A 14,665-nucleotide genomic window follows, 5' to 3' on the forward strand; every position below is an offset into this window, starting at 1 on the left:
GTTGAACTTTGGAGAATTTGCAATGGTGTCTGCCGACCAGGCAACCGATGGTTATTCGGCGGTATTTTTTGTGGAGGGGAGTCAGGTGGCCCGGGAGATGCGGGCTAATGAGTTCGGGGCCTTCCTGGATGGCTATGTGGGCCTGTCCGATCTTGCCGAAACCGATGTCAGGGCTGTTCTGGTCGAGCTCAGTGGTGATCTTCGGGTTCAGGCTCTGGTGTTCTTCCGGATCTGGTTTGATGAGGAAGGTCGGGCCGACAGTCACTGGAATGTGCCAATTGAAGAGCTGGCCAGAATGGGTGCCAAAGGGCCGGACATGGGCGGCGGTGCGATCCGTCTGGTTTGCCGGAGCCAATGCCCCGACCCCAAGTTCAAGGAGGATTTGTGGGACCCGGACATGACGCCCGGCAACAACCATTTCCAGGCAATCCGCAAAGCGGTTGAGGCGAACAGCCTCAAATTCCGGAAAATGGAGCCGGTTCAGGAAGAGAATATTCCGGTTCTCAGTGACCAGGCCGAAGATCCGGCTGACCGGCAAGAGTCCGCAGCAGCGGCGGACCGTTCCCGCCTTGCGCAGTTGATCCGGGAGCAGCGTCTGCGGATCAAGACCCTGCAGAGTGTTCATCGCGATGCCCTGTCGGATTTACAGCGGGAACATCGGCTGGAAATTCAGGGGTTGCGCAGTGATCTTGCGGATCTCGAGCAGAAGTACGAACGCCAACGCCTGAGTAATGAGCAGCTCAAAAAGCGTCTGTCGGAACGAAACGAACAATACCTCGCCATGCAGGAGCAGATGGCCGCTGTTGGTGAGGAAAAACAGCGTGAGGATTCAAACGCGGGTGCTGAGCTCCTGTTGCTCCGGGAACAGCTGGAACGGCGCCAGCGTGAGCTGGAGTTGCGGGACGAGAAGATTGTTGCCCTTGAAGAGGAAAACCACGAGCTCCGCAATCGCGAACCGCCGGAAGATTCCATACTCGATCACCTCAAGCGCCAATCCGTTTTTCTGGTGGCCTACCAACCTGGCGTCGGCCACGTGACACTGCCTTTCAAAGATATTGACACCTACTTCAGCAACCCCACGGCGTATGCAGCCGAACGTTGCGGTATGAACGAACCTGCCTATCGGGAGTGGCTCGAACACTACGAGAACCCTGTCTGCGCCCATGAAAACGAAGATGGCGAGCAATGTGGTGAGCCAATTCTTCGAATCAGTCAGCCATCGGAGTTCCGCCCGGGCGTTGATGACCGGTGTGAGAAGCACCAGGGCTAGGGCGATTTCCCAACTTTTTTCAGTATCTGGGTGACTTTCGTTAAACTGTACGCCAGATTGTCACCGGGATGACCGTTTCGTTCGTCCCCGCCGCATCCCGACACCACAGGAAACTTCATGGATCAGTTCAGGAACATTGGTGTGATTGGCCGGATGGGCAGCGTGAAAGTGGTTGAATCACTGCGCCAGCTCAAACAGTACCTGATCGCCAACAACTACCACGTCATTCTTGAGGAAGACACAGCCAGCATGCTGCCCGGCCACGGCCTGCAGGTGGCGAGCAAAAAGCTGCTGGGCGAGATCTGTGATCTGGTTATCGTGGTCGGAGGTGATGGCAGTCTGCTGGGTGCGGCCCGTGAGCTGGCCAAGTCCAAGATTCCTCTGCTTGGGGTCAACCGGGGCCGGTTGGGCTTCCTGACTGATATTTCCCCTTCCGATCTCGAGGAGCGCCTCGGCAAGGTTCTGGAAGGTGAATACATGGAAGAAACCCGGTTTCTTCTGGATGGCAACGTTGAGCGCAACGGCCAACCCCTGGGGTTTGGTACCGCTCTGAACGATGTGGTGCTGCACCCGGGTAAATCCACCCGGATGATCGGATTTGATCTGTTCATTGACGGCCATTTCGTTTACAGCCAGCGTTCGGATGGCCTGATCGTCTCCACCCCGACTGGTTCTACCGCTTACTCACTGTCGGCCGGTGGCCCGATCATGCACCCCAAGCTGGATGCCATTGTTCTGGTGCCTATGTTCCCCCACACTCTCAGTAGCCGGCCGATCGTTGTCGACGGCAAGAGTGAGATCAAACTGGTGATCGGGGAAACCAATGAAACCTATCCGCAAATCAGTTTTGACGGCCAGATGAATATCGCCTGTGCGCCCGGCGATATCATCCGAATTACCAAAAAGCCGTTCAAGATCCGGTTGATTCACCCCACGGACCATAATTTCTACGCCACCTGCCGTGACAAGCTTGGCTGGGCTAGTGAAATATCAGCGAGTTGATCATGGCTGCAACGAAACCGACCGCAAGCCGCGGTTACGACATCATTGGCGATATACACGGTTGTGCCAACACCCTTGCCAGATTGCTGGATCAGATGGGGTACCGCAGGATCAATGGCGTCTATCAGCACCCCCGTCGCCAGGCGATTTTCATCGGCGATATCATTGATCGCGGCCCGCGTATCCGCGAGGCGCTGCATCTGGTGCGAGATATGGTGGAGCATGGTTCGGCCCGTATCGTCATGGGCAACCATGAGTACAATGCGCTCGGTTACTGCACGCGAGCACGTCCCGGCAGTGGCAAGACGTTTTTGCGTGAGCACAACGCGCGTCATGATCGTCTGATCCGCGAGACGCTCGAACAGTTCGATGCTCATCCCTACGAGTGGAACGAATTTCTCGAGTGGTTCTACACCATACCGCTGTTTATCGACGACGAGGATTTTCGGGTTGTCCACGCCTGCTGGGATGGAGACCTGATCGAGAAGTTTAAACGGGTGCAGGGCGGTGCCTGTATTGATGAAGACTTCCTGCACGCCTCTGCCGCTATCGAGTCCTTTGCCGGGCAGGTCATGGACACGCTGTTACGGGGGACGGATCTCAGGCTCCCAGAGGGCATGGCCATCACCGGTCGGGACGGCTATGTCCGTGAGTTCTTCCGCACCAAGTTCTGGGCGGACGATCCTCACACCTACGCTGATGTGGTGTTCCAGCCAGACCCGCTGCCGCCGGAGGTGGCAAACCGTGTCTTGACCGAAGATGAACGCAAACAGCTGATCAGTTATCCCCTGGATGCGCCGCCGGTGTTCGTCGGGCATTACTGGATGGAAGGCGAACCGGCGCCGCTCAAGCCCAACGTAGCTTGCATCGATTACAGTGCCGTGAAGTATGGCCGCCTGGTGGCTTATCGGATGGATGGTGAGCGGGCACTTTCCCGTGACAAGTTTGTCTGGGTAGATGTGGAACGGCCGGAGCAGCCGGACTATCCCACCAGCGAAGACAGCGTTGCGCGCTGAACCGTAAAAGCAGCTGAATCATTTCCGGAGGCGGAGTAAGCGGTGTACCGAGTCAAACAGTTGGATACCACGGTGAACCTGGCCGGCTTCAGCCGCTGGCTGAACGGACAGGGTGTGACCCACCGCATCACCGAAGAGGGTGGGTTTCAGGTGCTCTGGCTGGAAGACCCGGCGCATGCAGAGCCCGTTCTGGCCGCCCTGGACCGATTCATGGCGGAGCCGGAAATCCGGGAGGCCGTGGACCACCAGAATCGCTCGCCAGTGTTCGTGGGCGGGCGTTGGCAACCCTCACCCCGTCACGCGCCACTGGTGCTCGGCATCATCGTGTTTGCTGTGGCGATGGTCTGGCTCACCGCCATGGGTCAGAATGAGCTTGCGGCCAGCCTGATGATGATTGATCCCCGTGACTATGACTGGACCACCCTGGCCGGTCGGGTCGAGGCACTAACTGCGACCCTGGCCAGTGGCCAGATATGGCGGCTACTGACACCGGATTTTCTTCACTTCAGCTGGACCCACATAATTTTCAATTCGGTCATGCTGTGGTTTCTGGGCAGTCAGATCGAGTGGTTTGATGGCCGGGCACGGCTGATCACCCTGTTTTTGGTCACAAGCCTGATCTCCAACGGCTTGCAGTATTTTGTTTCCGGGCCTTTGTTTGGTGGGCTGTCTGGCGTTGTTTATGGAATTCTTGGTTACTGTTGGCTTAGCCAGCGATCTGCGCCAAGGTTTCAGTTTCCACCGGCGCTGGTTACTTTTGCAGTTGCGTGGATGGTTATCGGGTTTACGCCCCTCCCGGAAATGCTCGGGCTCGGCCGGATGGCCAACGAGGCGCACCTGGGAGGATTCGTGGCCGGATTGGCCCTGGCGGTGGTTTTGCCCGTAAGACGTCAGCGGGCATAAAAAAGCCCCGCCAGAGGCGGGGCGTGAAAAGAGCTTTTAGCTCCTGATGAGAGAGACCAAATGATACGACCGTTGTCATTTGGTGAGTTAATGATAATTATTATCGTTTGCCTCTGTCAAACGATTCCAACAGTTTTTTGATGAACGTTTTTTCAGGAGAGCGGGATGACCTACGAAGAACTGATCGAGCGACTGGACCCCAATGTCTATCGGAGCCTCCGACAGTCAATCGAACTGGGTAAATGGCCCGATGGCCGCAAGCTGACGCCCGAACAACGTGAAATCAGCCTGGAAGCGGTGATTTACTATGAAAACCTGCACAACATCCCTGAAGAGGAGCGCACCGGCTACCTCGACAGGGGCAGCAAGGCAGGCACCGCCTGCGATCCCTCGGTACAGCGCGGCGAGGGTAGCGGCGATGTGGACCCGGACCAGTTTGTTGAGGTCAAGTCTTGAGCGAACTGATTGATGTATCCGGCCGGCTAAGGAAAATGCCGGCGGAGGCAGGCGACCCGGTTGCCTATTCCATTGCCGTTGGCGATACCCGCATTCCGCTGAACGAATTGATCGGCAGACCGTTGCGTCTGGACTTCGACGGCGTGATCCGTTGCATTCACTGCGACCGGAAGACCAACAAGAGCTTTAATCAGGGCTTCTGTTATCCCTGTTTCCGTAAGCTGGCCGCTTGCGACAGTTGCATCATGAGTCCGGAGAAGTGCCACTATCATCTTGGCACATGCCGCGAGCCACAGTGGGGCGAAACCCATTGCATGGTGGAGCATGTGGTCTATCTGGCTAACTCTTCCGGGCTGAAGGTTGGCATTACCCGGGCATCCCAGGTGCCGACACGCTGGATTGACCAGGGGGCGGTGGATGCTATCCCCATGGTTCGCGTTGCAACCCGCTATATCGCTGGTCTGGTGGAAGTCGCCTGCAAGGCCCACGTTGCCGACCGGACCAACTGGCGGGCGATGCTCAAGGGTGATGTTCCGGAGCTGGACCTGGTGCACGAGCGCCAGCGCATGCTTGGACTGATCGCCAGGGATCTTGAGGCACTGAGGCAGACCCATGGCCAGGACTCTATTCGGGAAGTGGACGAGCAGGGGCTTGGTTTGAGCTACCCGGTCCAGGTCTGGCCAGCGAAGATCAAAACCCATAACCTCGACAAAACGCCGGAAGTTGAAGGCGTCCTCGAGGGGATAAAGGGGCAATACCTTATTCTGGATACCGGTGTGATCAATATTCGGAAATTCACCGGTTATGAGGTCCGTTTCCGGGTCATGGAAGACTGACAACGCCGTGCCCGGCCAACCTTTTTACGTCTGCGGGGCCTGATTAATTGCACCCGTCGGCCGCGAACTATGGAGAAAACCAATGCGTACCAGCCAACCACAGACCATTTATCTGAGTGATTACAAGGTACCTGCGTATCTGGTCGACACCGTAGACCTGCGGTTCGAGCTTTTTGAGGATGGCGCCCGGGTACACAGCACGCTTGAGCTTCGTCGAAATCCGGAATCCGAAGAAACGGCTGCTCCTCTGGAGCTGGATGGCGACAGCCTGAAGCTGGAATCCGTTGCCCTGGATGGCGCGGCACTGGCGGAAGGCGAGTACGAGGATCGGGGCGACCAACTGGTGGTCCGCTCGGTACCTGAGAAGTTCACCCTGACTGTGGTGACCTGGATCGAGCCACAGAACAATACCCGGCTGGAAGGTCTGTATAAATCCTCTGGCATGTTCTGTACCCAGTGCGAGGCGGAGGGCTTCCGATGCATCACGTTCTTCCCGGACCGTCCAGATGTGATGGCACGTTTCCGGACCCGCATCGAGGCCAACAAGGACGCCTATCCGGTGCTGCTGTCCAATGGCAATGATGTGGATAAAGGCGAGCTGGAAAACGGCCGGCATTTCGTGACCTGGGAAGACCCATTCCCGAAACCCTGCTACCTCTTTGCCCTGGTGGCTGGTGATCTGGTGGAAAAACGGGATACCTTTTCCACGTGCTCGGATCGTGAGATCGACCTGCGCATGTACGTGGAGCCCCGCAACGCCGAGAAGTGTGAGCACGCCATGGACTCCCTGAAACGGTCCATGCGCTGGGATGAGGAAATCTATGGTCGTGAGTACGACCTTGATATCTTCATGATTGTGGCGGTGGACGATTTCAATATGGGCGCCATGGAAAACAAGGGGCTCAACATCTTCAATTCTTCCTGCGTGCTGGCCAGCCAGGAAACCGCTACCGACCTGGCGTTCCAGCGTATCGAAGCCATTGTTGCCCACGAGTATTTTCACAACTGGTCTGGGAACCGTGTCACCTGCCGGGACTGGTTCCAGCTGAGCCTGAAAGAAGGCTTCACCGTATTCCGGGATTCGCAGTTCTCGGCGGATATGGGGTCGCCAACGGTCAAGCGCATTGAGGATGTGACGCTGCTCCGCACTGCCCAGTTTGCAGAGGACGGTGGTCCTATGGCGCATCCGGTCCGTCCGGCTTCCTACATGGAAATTTCCAACTTCTATACCCTGACCATTTACGAAAAAGGTGCAGAAGTTGTACGCATGATTCACACCCTGTTGGGGCCCGACATGTTCCGCAAGGGCAGCGATCTGTATTTTGATCGCCATGATGGCCAGGCGGTAACAACCGACGATTTTGTAAAAGCCATGGAGGATGCCTCAGGTCGTGATCTGAGCCAGTTCCGTTTGTGGTATGAGCAGGCCGGCACGCCGGTCCTCAGTGTGTCGGATGATTTTGACGCTGACAGGGGCGTGTATCGACTGACCGTGGAGCAGAGCATTCCGGATACACCGGGCCAGACCAACAAAAAACCGCAGCATATTCCGTTTGCGCTTGGTCTGCTGGGGCAAGATGGCCAACCGCTGCCGCTGCAGCTTGAGTCGGGTGAGGCGAGCGCGCCAACGGAACGGGTACTTGAGCTTACCGACGCGGTGCATACATTTGAGTTTCATGGCATCGACTCCAGGCCGGTTCCCTCGCTGTTGCGGCACTTTTCTGCTCCGGTTCGGGTCCGCTACCCCTGGACCCGCGAGCAGTTGCTCTTCCTGATGAGCCACGACCCGGACGGATTCAATCGCTGGGATGCGGGCCAGAGACTGGCAGTGGATGTTATTCAGTCACTGGTTGGTGCGCCTGATGGCGCAGACATCGAACCGAGACTGGTTGAGGCCTATCGCAAGCTGATTTCCGACACCGATCTGGACCAGGCTCTGGTGGCAAAAATGCTGCAGCTTCCCTCCGAGGCATACCTGGTCGAACTGTCGGATAACGCCGATGTGCCAGCCATACATCGGGCTCGTGACGCAGTGCTCCGGCATCTGGCGAACGCCCTGAAAGGCGAGCTGCTCGACTGTTATCAGCGCCAACAGGGCAGTGGCCCCTACGAGGTGACGCCGGAGGCCATTGCCCGTCGCAGTCTGCGCAATACCGCGCTGGCCTGGTTGTTGATGATCGACGACGAAGAAGGGCGGTCCCTGGCCGTCAGTCAGTTGAACACGGCTGACAATATGACCGATCGGATGGGTGCCTTGCGTGCCCTGGTCAATTCAGGCTTTGAGGCTGATCGGCAGCAGGCGCTGGACGACTTCTACGATCAGTTCCAGGACGACCCGCAGGTTGTTGAGCAGTGGTTTTCCGTCCAGGCGGCCAGTGACCAGGCGGGGCAGTTGTCGGATATTCGTAAACTTCTGGAACATCCTGCCTTCGATTGGAAAAACCCCAACAAGATTCGCTCTGTGGTGGGCGCATTTGCGGGCCAGAATCTGGCGGCTTTCCACAATCCGGATGGCTCCGGTTACGACTTCCTCGCGGAGCAGGTCTGCCGGCTCGATGACAGTAACCCGCAGATTGCCGCGCGACTGGTGACTCCACTGACCCGGTGGAGAAAGTTTGCGCCTTCATACAGTACCCGGATGAAATCTGCCCTGGAGCGTATCCGCGACAAATCCGGATTATCCCGGGATGTCTATGAGGTGGTGCACAAGAGTCTTGCCGATTGAAGGCAGATACAAAATCGCACTTTCGGTCGATAGACTTTAGTCTGGGATCGGGTAATCTGGAGTAAGGTCTGCAATTCCATCAGACGACAATAAAAAAGCCTCCGCAGAGGCTTCCAGACGCACTTAAGGTTTAACAATGATGTATAACAAAAATGCGATTCTCGGCGGCCTGCTGGCTCTCTCCGTGGCATCCTCGCCTGCGTGGGCAGCTGTTTCCGCCAGTGAGGCGGCCCGTCTGGGCCAGGAGTTGACACCCTTTGGCTCACCCAAGGCCGGCAACAGTGCCGGTACCATCCCGGCCTGGACCGGTGGCCTGACAGAGCCACCCTCCGGTTATGAGGGCAGCGGCCAGCACCACATTAATCCGTTCCCGGATGACGAAGTCCTGTTCACCATCACGCCTGCTAACATGGAGCAGTACGAGGACTATCTCACTGATGGTGTGAAGGCCATGTTGGAGACCTATCCGACAACCTTCCGTGTGCCTGTGTATCAGTCTCGCCGTACCCATGCGATTCCAGATTGGGTGGCCGAGAATACCCGTAAGAACGCGGTGAGCGCAGAGATTGTCGGTCAGGGTGAAGGTCTTGATGGAGCCTTTGGCGGCTATCCCTTTCCTATCCTGCATGGCAATGACGAGCAGAAAGCATGGCAGGCGGTCTGGAACCACCTGACCCGTTGGCGCGGGGTATCTGTGACCCGGCGCTCCAGTGAAGTGGCGGTCCAGACAAACGGTGACTACTCGCTGGTAACCTCCCAGCAGGAAGCCTTCTTTAATTACTACAACCCCGAAGGCGGTGAAGAAGATCTGGACAACGTGATCTTCTACTACCTGTCTTTTACCCAGTCGCCGCCCCGGCTGGCCGGTGGTGCCATTCTGATTCACGAAACCCTGAATCAGATTATCAATCCGCGAAATGGCTGGGGCTATAACGCCGGGCAGCGCCGGGTGCGCCGGGCGCCAAACCTCGGTTATGATTCTCCGATTGCAGCGGCTGACAACCTCCGTACCGCAGACGATACCGATATTTTCAACGGTGCCCTGGACCGCTACAACTGGAATTACGAGGGCAAGCGGGAAATCTATATCCCCTATAACAACTATCGGATCGGAGAAAAGGGTACCCCCTACGAGGATATCCTGGGAATTTCCCACCTGAATCCTGATCTGACGCGTTGGGAGTTGCACCGGGTCCACATTGTGGAGGCCACGCTGAAAGACGGCGAGCGGCACATCTACGGGAAGCGTCGTTTCTATATCGACGAGGACAGCTGGAACACGGTTCTGCTGGATCAGTACGATGGCCGCGGCGAACTCTGGCGAGTGACCATGGGGCTGCCGAAAAATTATTATGAACTTCCGGGTGTGTGGACGGTTCTTGACGTCTATCATGATCTTCAGGCGCGTCGTTATCACGTACTCGGTCTGGACACAGAAGAGGCTAACACCCGCGTGTTCACAGACGATGTGCCGAACAAGCGTTACTTCTCGCCGGCGTCCCTGCGCCGCAGGAGTGTTCGCTAACGCACTGTTGGTCGAGGGATGCTTCCCCGCCCACAGGAAGTGGCGACCCGACATACCGGCCTCCGAGAGGTGGCCGGTATGTTCACAGTTATTCCCGGCTTTGCCGGTCAGAGACACAGTTAAATACAACACAATAGGCAATCTGAATGGCTAAAAGGTTGATGTGCAAGACTCTGGGCGCTGCCTGCCTTGGACTTTCCATGGTCTGGTCTGCCCCTGCGGCGTTTGCGCTTGCAGATATCATCGAAACCCCGGCCCGGCCGACGGATCTGGCTCCGGAAAACCTCCTTACCGATGCAACCCGAATCGGCGACCGCATTGTGGCCGTTGGCGAGCGCGGCCATATCATCTACTCGGATGACGAAGGCAAAACCTGGGCGCAGGGCGAGGTTCCGGTTTCGGTTACCCTTACCGGGGTCGATTTCGGTTCCGAGACTCATGGCTGGGCTGTAGGCCATAGTGGCGTTGTGTTGCATACAAGTGATGCCGGGGCTACCTGGAGTCTCCAGATTGACGGAATCCGGGCAATGGAATTGGCCATTGAGAGCCGGGAGGAACAGATCGCCGCCATGGAAGAGCGCGTGGAAGAAGCGCCCGAATCTGAAAAAGCCGACCTGGAGTGGGCGCTGGACGACCTTTACTTCGCCCTTGAGAACATTCAGGCGGATATGGACATTGGTCCTGTGAACCCGTTGCTGGATGTCTGGTTCGAGAATGAGAATCGGGGTTTTGTCGTTGGTGCCTACGGGATGTTCCTGCGCACTATGGACGGGGGCAAAACCTGGAAGGACTGGGCGCCCAGGGTAGATAACGCGCAGAATTTCCATCTGAACGGCATTACCCGGATCACGGGTGGTGCCCTTGTCGTGGTTGGTGAAGCGGGTCAGATACATGTGTCCGTAGACGATGGAGAGACCTTTGAGCGCCGTGAGGCGCCCTATGAGGGCTCCCTGTTCGGAGTAATCGGCACAGGTCAGGTCAATGAAATTCTGGCCTTCGGTCTTCGGGGCAACATGCTGTTTTCAACGGACCTGGGTAAAAGCTGGCGAATGGTTCCGAACTCAGCCGGGGCGACGCTCAACAGTGGCGTGGTTGCGGACGACGGCCGGATCACTCTGGTGGGCAATGGCGGAACTGTCCTGCTCAGCACCAATGGGGCGGAATCCTTCCGAGAGCACTTCCGCAGCGATCGTGAAGGCGTCATGAGTGTGGTGCCCATCTCAGGTACAGACCTGTTGCTTATCGGCGAAGGTGGCGTTAAGACCACAGATGCCCGCGGCAGAAACCTTCAATAACGCCCTGATGTGGCAACAACCGAACGAATAATAGAGGGGCTTTTGAATGTCCAACCCTAAGCATGACAGGGGCGAGCACTATCTGACCACGCCCAAGGCGGAACCCTTTCTCGAAAGGCTGATCTTCAACAACCGGCCAATCATTCTTGTTTTCTTTGCCGTGTTGACGCTGTTTCTCGGGTACAACGCCGTCAAGATCCAGCCAGACGCCAGTTTCGAGCGGATGATTCCGCTCGAGCATCCCTACATTGTGAATATGCTCGAGCACCGTGATGACCTGGAAAATCTCGGCAACTTCGTTCGTATCGCCGTCGAAGTAAAAGAAGGTGATATTTTCACGCAGGAGTATATGGAAACCCTGAAGCAGATCACCGACGAGGTGTTTTACCTCAATGGTGTGGATCGGTCGGGGCTGAAATCTCTCTGGACGTCGAACGTACGCTGGGTTGAGGTGACCGAACAGGGTTTCCAGGGCGGCACGGTAATCCCTGACGGCTATGACGGCTCCCGGGACAGTCTTGAGCAACTTCGTCAGAACGTTCTACGGTCCAACGAAGTGGGGCGTCTGATTTCCGATAACTTCAAGTCAACGATCGTATACGCACCCCTGTACGAGAATAATCCGGAGACTGGTGAGGCTCTGGATTACGGTGAATTTTCCCGTCAGCTTGAAGAAAAGATTCGTAACAAGTACGAAGAGCAGAATCCGAACGTCCAGATTCACATAGTCGGTTTCGCCAAGAAGGTTGGTGATCTGATCGAGGGCATCGGTTCCATCGCCTGGTTTGCGGGCATTACCATCCTGCTGACCACGCTGCTGCTGTTCTGGTACTCCCGGGCAATTGCCGGGACTCTGGTTCCCGTCTTTACCTCAATCGTGGCCGTTTTCCTGCAGTTGGGAACGTTGCGTCTGCTGGGGTACGGTCTTGATCCTTACTCGGTTCTTGTGCCCTTCCTGGTGTTCGCGATCGGTATCAGTCACGGTGTTCAGATTGTGAACGCGATGGCTGTTGAGGCTGCCAAGGGCTTTGACGCGGTCACCGCGGCGCGACTGGCTTTTCGGGCTCTTTACATACCGGGCATGCTGGCGCTGATTTCCGACGCCTTTGGTTTCCTGACCCTGTTCTTCATCGAGATCGATGTTATCAGGGACCTGGCGGTTGCCGCAGGTATCGGTGTGGCGTTCGTAATCCTCACCAATCTTGTGCTGCACGTACTGATCATGTCCTATGTCGGGATTTCCAAGGGCGGTATCCGTCACGTGCAGAATCACGGCGAAAAGCAGGATCGGAAGTGGCGTGTCATGTCCTACTTCTCGCATCCTGGTGTGGCGCCCATCTCGCTGCTGATCGCGGTGATTGGCCTCGGGCTGGGTCTGTATTACAAGCAGGATCTCAAGATTGGGGACCTGGATCAGGGTGCGCCCGAGCTTCGTGCAGATTCCCGCTATAACAAGGACAACGCGTACATCATCAACAACTACTCCACAAGCGCGGATGTATTGGTGGTGATGGTCAAGACACCCGAAGAGCAGTGCACCCAGTACAATGTTCTGCGAGCCATGGACACTCTGCAGTGGGAGCTTCAGAACACGCCGGGCGTGCAGTCCTCGGCATCCCTGGCGGATGTGTCCAAGATGGTGACCAAAGCCCTGAACGAGGGCAACTGGAAGTGGTATGAGATCTCCCGCAACCAAACCATCATCAATGCGTCCATTCGTGAGGCACCGGCCGGGCTGATCAATACCAACTGTAGCCTGACGCCGGTGCTGGTGTTCCTGGAGGACCACAAGGCAGAAACCCTGAAAACCGTCGTTGAGCGGGTTGAGCAGTTTGCCGGTAACAACAGCAATGAGGAACACACGTTCCTGCTGGCGGCTGGTAACGCAGGTGTCGAGGCCGCCACAAACGAGGTTATCTCCGGCGCCAAGGACAAGATGCTGATACTTGTCTACAGCGTGGTGAGCTTGCTGTGCTTCGTCACCTTCCGTTCGATTCGCGCAGTACTGTGTATCGTGATTCCGCTGGGGCTGACCTCCATCCTCTGTGAGGCAATCATGGCGGTATCCGGTATTGGTATCAAAGTGGCCACCCTGCCGGTTATTGCTCTTGGCGTGGGTATCGGTGTCGACTATGGCATCTATATCTACAGTAAGCTGGAGAAATATCTGCTTGAGGGCAAAACGCTTCAGGAAGCCTATTATGAGACCCTGCGTTCCACCGGTAAGGCGGTTATGTTCACTGGTGTGACCCTGGGTCTGGGTGTTGTCACCTGGATCTTCTCGCCCATCAAGTTCCAGGCAGACATGGGCTTCCTGCTGTTCTTCATGTTCCTCTGGAACATGGTTGGTGCCATCTGGCTGCTTCCGGCTCTGGCCCGGTTCCTGTTGCGGCCGGATCAGATGGTTGCCAAGGCCCGCGCTGCGAAATAACATTCGCACCGACCTGCAAAAAAGCCCGCAACGCGGGCTTTTTTGTTGTCTGGTCAACCGGTTAGCGAGCTAATCCATACTTTATTTATGGTGTGAAGTGGTCTATGTTCTAAGACGACCATGTTGTCTGTCCGTCGTAATAAACGGGCAGTTGATTATAACGATCAGAAAAAAGGAAGAATTCACATGACACTGAAACTCAAAGCCTCCGCATTCGCTGTTGCTGCCGCGGTCAGCCTGGGCGCTGCCTCCACCTCCGTTTCCGCTCAGGAGCAGCGCTTCGTGACCATCGGTACCGGCGGTGTAACCGGTGTTTACTATCCGGCCGGCGGTGCGATCTGTCGTCTGGTGAACATGGACCGTAAAGAGCATGGTATTCGCTGCTCCGTAGAAAGCACCGGTGGTTCGGTCTACAACCTGAACGCGATTCGTCAGGGTGAACTTGATCTGGCGGTCGCCCAGTCTGACTGGCAGTACCATGCCTACAACGGCACCAGCCAGTTCAAGGACGACGGCGCTAACAAGGATCTTCGCGCGGTATTCTCTCTGCACCCGGAACCGTTCACCGTGGTAGCCAGCAAAGGGTCCGGCATCAAGACCTTTGAGGACCTTGAGGGCAAGCGTGTATCCGTGGGCAATCCCGGTTCAGGCCAGCGTGCCACCGCAGAAGTCCTGATGGATGAAATGGGTTGGACCCTGGACAAGTTCTCACTGGCCGCTGAGATCAAGGCGGCAGAGCAGTCCCAGGCCCTGTGCGACGGTAACATTGATGCCTTCTTCTACACCGTTGGTCACCCGTCCGGTGCTATCAAGGAAGCGACGACCTCCTGTGACAGCGTGCTGGTTAACGTGGATAACACGGCCACCAAGAAACTGATCGACGATAACCCGTACTATCGTAAGGCGGTTATTCCTGGCGGCATGTATCGTGGCAGCGACAACGATGTCACCACCTTTGGTGTTGCAGCGACCTTCGTTTCCTCTACCGATGTGCCTGATGACGTTGTTTATGCCGTTGTGAAGGCTGTCTTCGAGAACTTCGACAGCTTCAAGCGCCTGCACCCTGCCTTTGCCAACCTGAACAAGGAAGAAATGGTTTCTGATGCCCTGAGTGCACCGCTGCACCCGGGCGCTGCCAAGTATTACAAGGAAGCGGGCCTGATCGACTGATCTGTCTGCACTGCGACACAGTGGGCTTCGACCCGC

The 14,665-nt window shown here is 56.6% G+C and carries 11 protein-coding genes; all 11 read left to right on the top strand.

Annotated elements, in window-relative coordinates; all coding sequences use genetic code 11:
• Positions 1 to 22 precede the first annotated feature (22 nt).
• The 11 genes from ACESMK_RS14405 (at position 23) to ACESMK_RS14455 (ending at position 14,629) form a co-directional block, all read left to right on the top strand.
• Positions 23 to 1,270, top strand: coding sequence for a DNA repair protein (locus ACESMK_RS14405; RefSeq protein ID WP_373000115.1), 1,248 nt, complete (start codon positions 23 to 25; stop codon positions 1,268 to 1,270).
• A gap of 117 nt (positions 1,271 to 1,387) precedes the next feature.
• Positions 1,388 to 2,272 (top strand): NAD(+) kinase, encoded by an 885-nt coding sequence (locus ACESMK_RS14410; RefSeq protein ID WP_064227361.1) that lies wholly within the window; start codon positions 1,388 to 1,390, stop codon positions 2,270 to 2,272.
• Positions 2,273 to 2,274: 2 nt separating this feature from the next.
• Complete coding sequence (locus ACESMK_RS14415; protein ID WP_373000118.1) at positions 2,275 to 3,288, top strand: metallophosphoesterase; 1,014 nt, start codon at positions 2,275 to 2,277, stop codon at positions 3,286 to 3,288.
• A gap of 42 nt (positions 3,289 to 3,330) precedes the next feature.
• Positions 3,331 to 4,191 (top strand): rhomboid family intramembrane serine protease, encoded by an 861-nt coding sequence (locus tag ACESMK_RS14420; RefSeq protein WP_373000121.1) that lies wholly within the window; start codon positions 3,331 to 3,333, stop codon positions 4,189 to 4,191.
• Positions 4,192 to 4,356: 165 nt separating this feature from the next.
• Positions 4,357 to 4,647, top strand: a complete 291-nt coding sequence (locus ACESMK_RS14425; protein WP_373000124.1) for a YeaC family protein — start codon at positions 4,357 to 4,359, stop codon at positions 4,645 to 4,647.
• Positions 4,644 to 5,483, top strand: a complete 840-nt coding sequence (locus ACESMK_RS14430) for a DUF2797 domain-containing protein (protein ID WP_373000127.1) — start codon at positions 4,644 to 4,646, stop codon at positions 5,481 to 5,483. Before ACESMK_RS14425 ends, ACESMK_RS14430 begins: the two co-directional genes overlap by 4 nt.
• Before the next feature lie 82 nt (positions 5,484 to 5,565).
• Positions 5,566 to 8,208 carry an aminopeptidase N gene (pepN, locus tag ACESMK_RS14435; RefSeq protein ID WP_373000130.1) on the top strand — a complete coding sequence of 881 codons (2,643 nt, stop codon included), beginning with the start codon at positions 5,566 to 5,568 and terminating at the stop codon, positions 8,206 to 8,208.
• Positions 8,209 to 8,344: 136 nt separating this feature from the next.
• Positions 8,345 to 9,733: a DUF1329 domain-containing protein gene (locus ACESMK_RS14440; RefSeq protein ID WP_373000133.1), complete on the top strand. Its 1,389-nt coding sequence runs from the start codon at positions 8,345 to 8,347 to the stop codon at positions 9,731 to 9,733.
• Positions 9,734 to 9,879: 146 nt separating this feature from the next.
• On the top strand, positions 9,880 to 11,028 hold the full coding sequence (locus tag ACESMK_RS14445) for a WD40/YVTN/BNR-like repeat-containing protein (protein ID WP_373000136.1): 1,149 nt from the start codon (positions 9,880 to 9,882) through the stop codon (positions 11,026 to 11,028).
• Between the two features lie 46 nt (positions 11,029 to 11,074).
• Entirely contained in the window at positions 11,075 to 13,459 is a 2,385-nt protein-coding gene (locus tag ACESMK_RS14450; protein WP_373000139.1) for an efflux RND transporter permease subunit, read from the top strand.
• A 186-nt stretch (positions 13,460 to 13,645) separates the two neighbouring features.
• Positions 13,646 to 14,629: a TAXI family TRAP transporter solute-binding subunit gene (locus ACESMK_RS14455; RefSeq protein ID WP_373000142.1), complete on the top strand. Its 984-nt coding sequence runs from the start codon at positions 13,646 to 13,648 to the stop codon at positions 14,627 to 14,629.
• Positions 14,630 to 14,665 lie beyond the last annotated feature (36 nt).

This window comes from Marinobacter sp. (assembly GCF_041687235.1).
In the GTDB taxonomy this organism is placed as follows: Bacteria; Pseudomonadota; Gammaproteobacteria; order Pseudomonadales; family Oleiphilaceae; genus Marinobacter.

Bases quoted from the DNA above. Each gene is read 5' to 3' on its own strand.
- ACESMK_RS14405 (WP_373000115.1), top strand. From the start codon at position 23: ATGGTGTCTGCCGACCAGGCAACCGATGGTTATTCGGCGGTATTTTTT.
- ACESMK_RS14410 (WP_064227361.1), top strand. From the start codon at position 1,388: ATGGATCAGTTCAGGAACATTGGTGTGATTGGCCGGATGGGCAGCGTG.
- ACESMK_RS14415 (WP_373000118.1), top strand. From the start codon at position 2,275: ATGGCTGCAACGAAACCGACCGCAAGCCGCGGTTACGACATCATTGGC.
- ACESMK_RS14425 (WP_373000124.1), top strand. From the start codon at position 4,357: ATGACCTACGAAGAACTGATCGAGCGACTGGACCCCAATGTCTATCGG.
- pepN (WP_373000130.1), top strand. From the start codon at position 5,566: ATGCGTACCAGCCAACCACAGACCATTTATCTGAGTGATTACAAGGTA.
- ACESMK_RS14440 (WP_373000133.1), top strand. From the start codon at position 8,345: ATGATGTATAACAAAAATGCGATTCTCGGCGGCCTGCTGGCTCTCTCC.
- ACESMK_RS14445 (WP_373000136.1), top strand. From the start codon at position 9,880: ATGGCTAAAAGGTTGATGTGCAAGACTCTGGGCGCTGCCTGCCTTGGA.
- ACESMK_RS14450 (WP_373000139.1), top strand. From the start codon at position 11,075: ATGTCCAACCCTAAGCATGACAGGGGCGAGCACTATCTGACCACGCCC.
- ACESMK_RS14455 (WP_373000142.1), top strand. From the start codon at position 13,646: ATGACACTGAAACTCAAAGCCTCCGCATTCGCTGTTGCTGCCGCGGTC.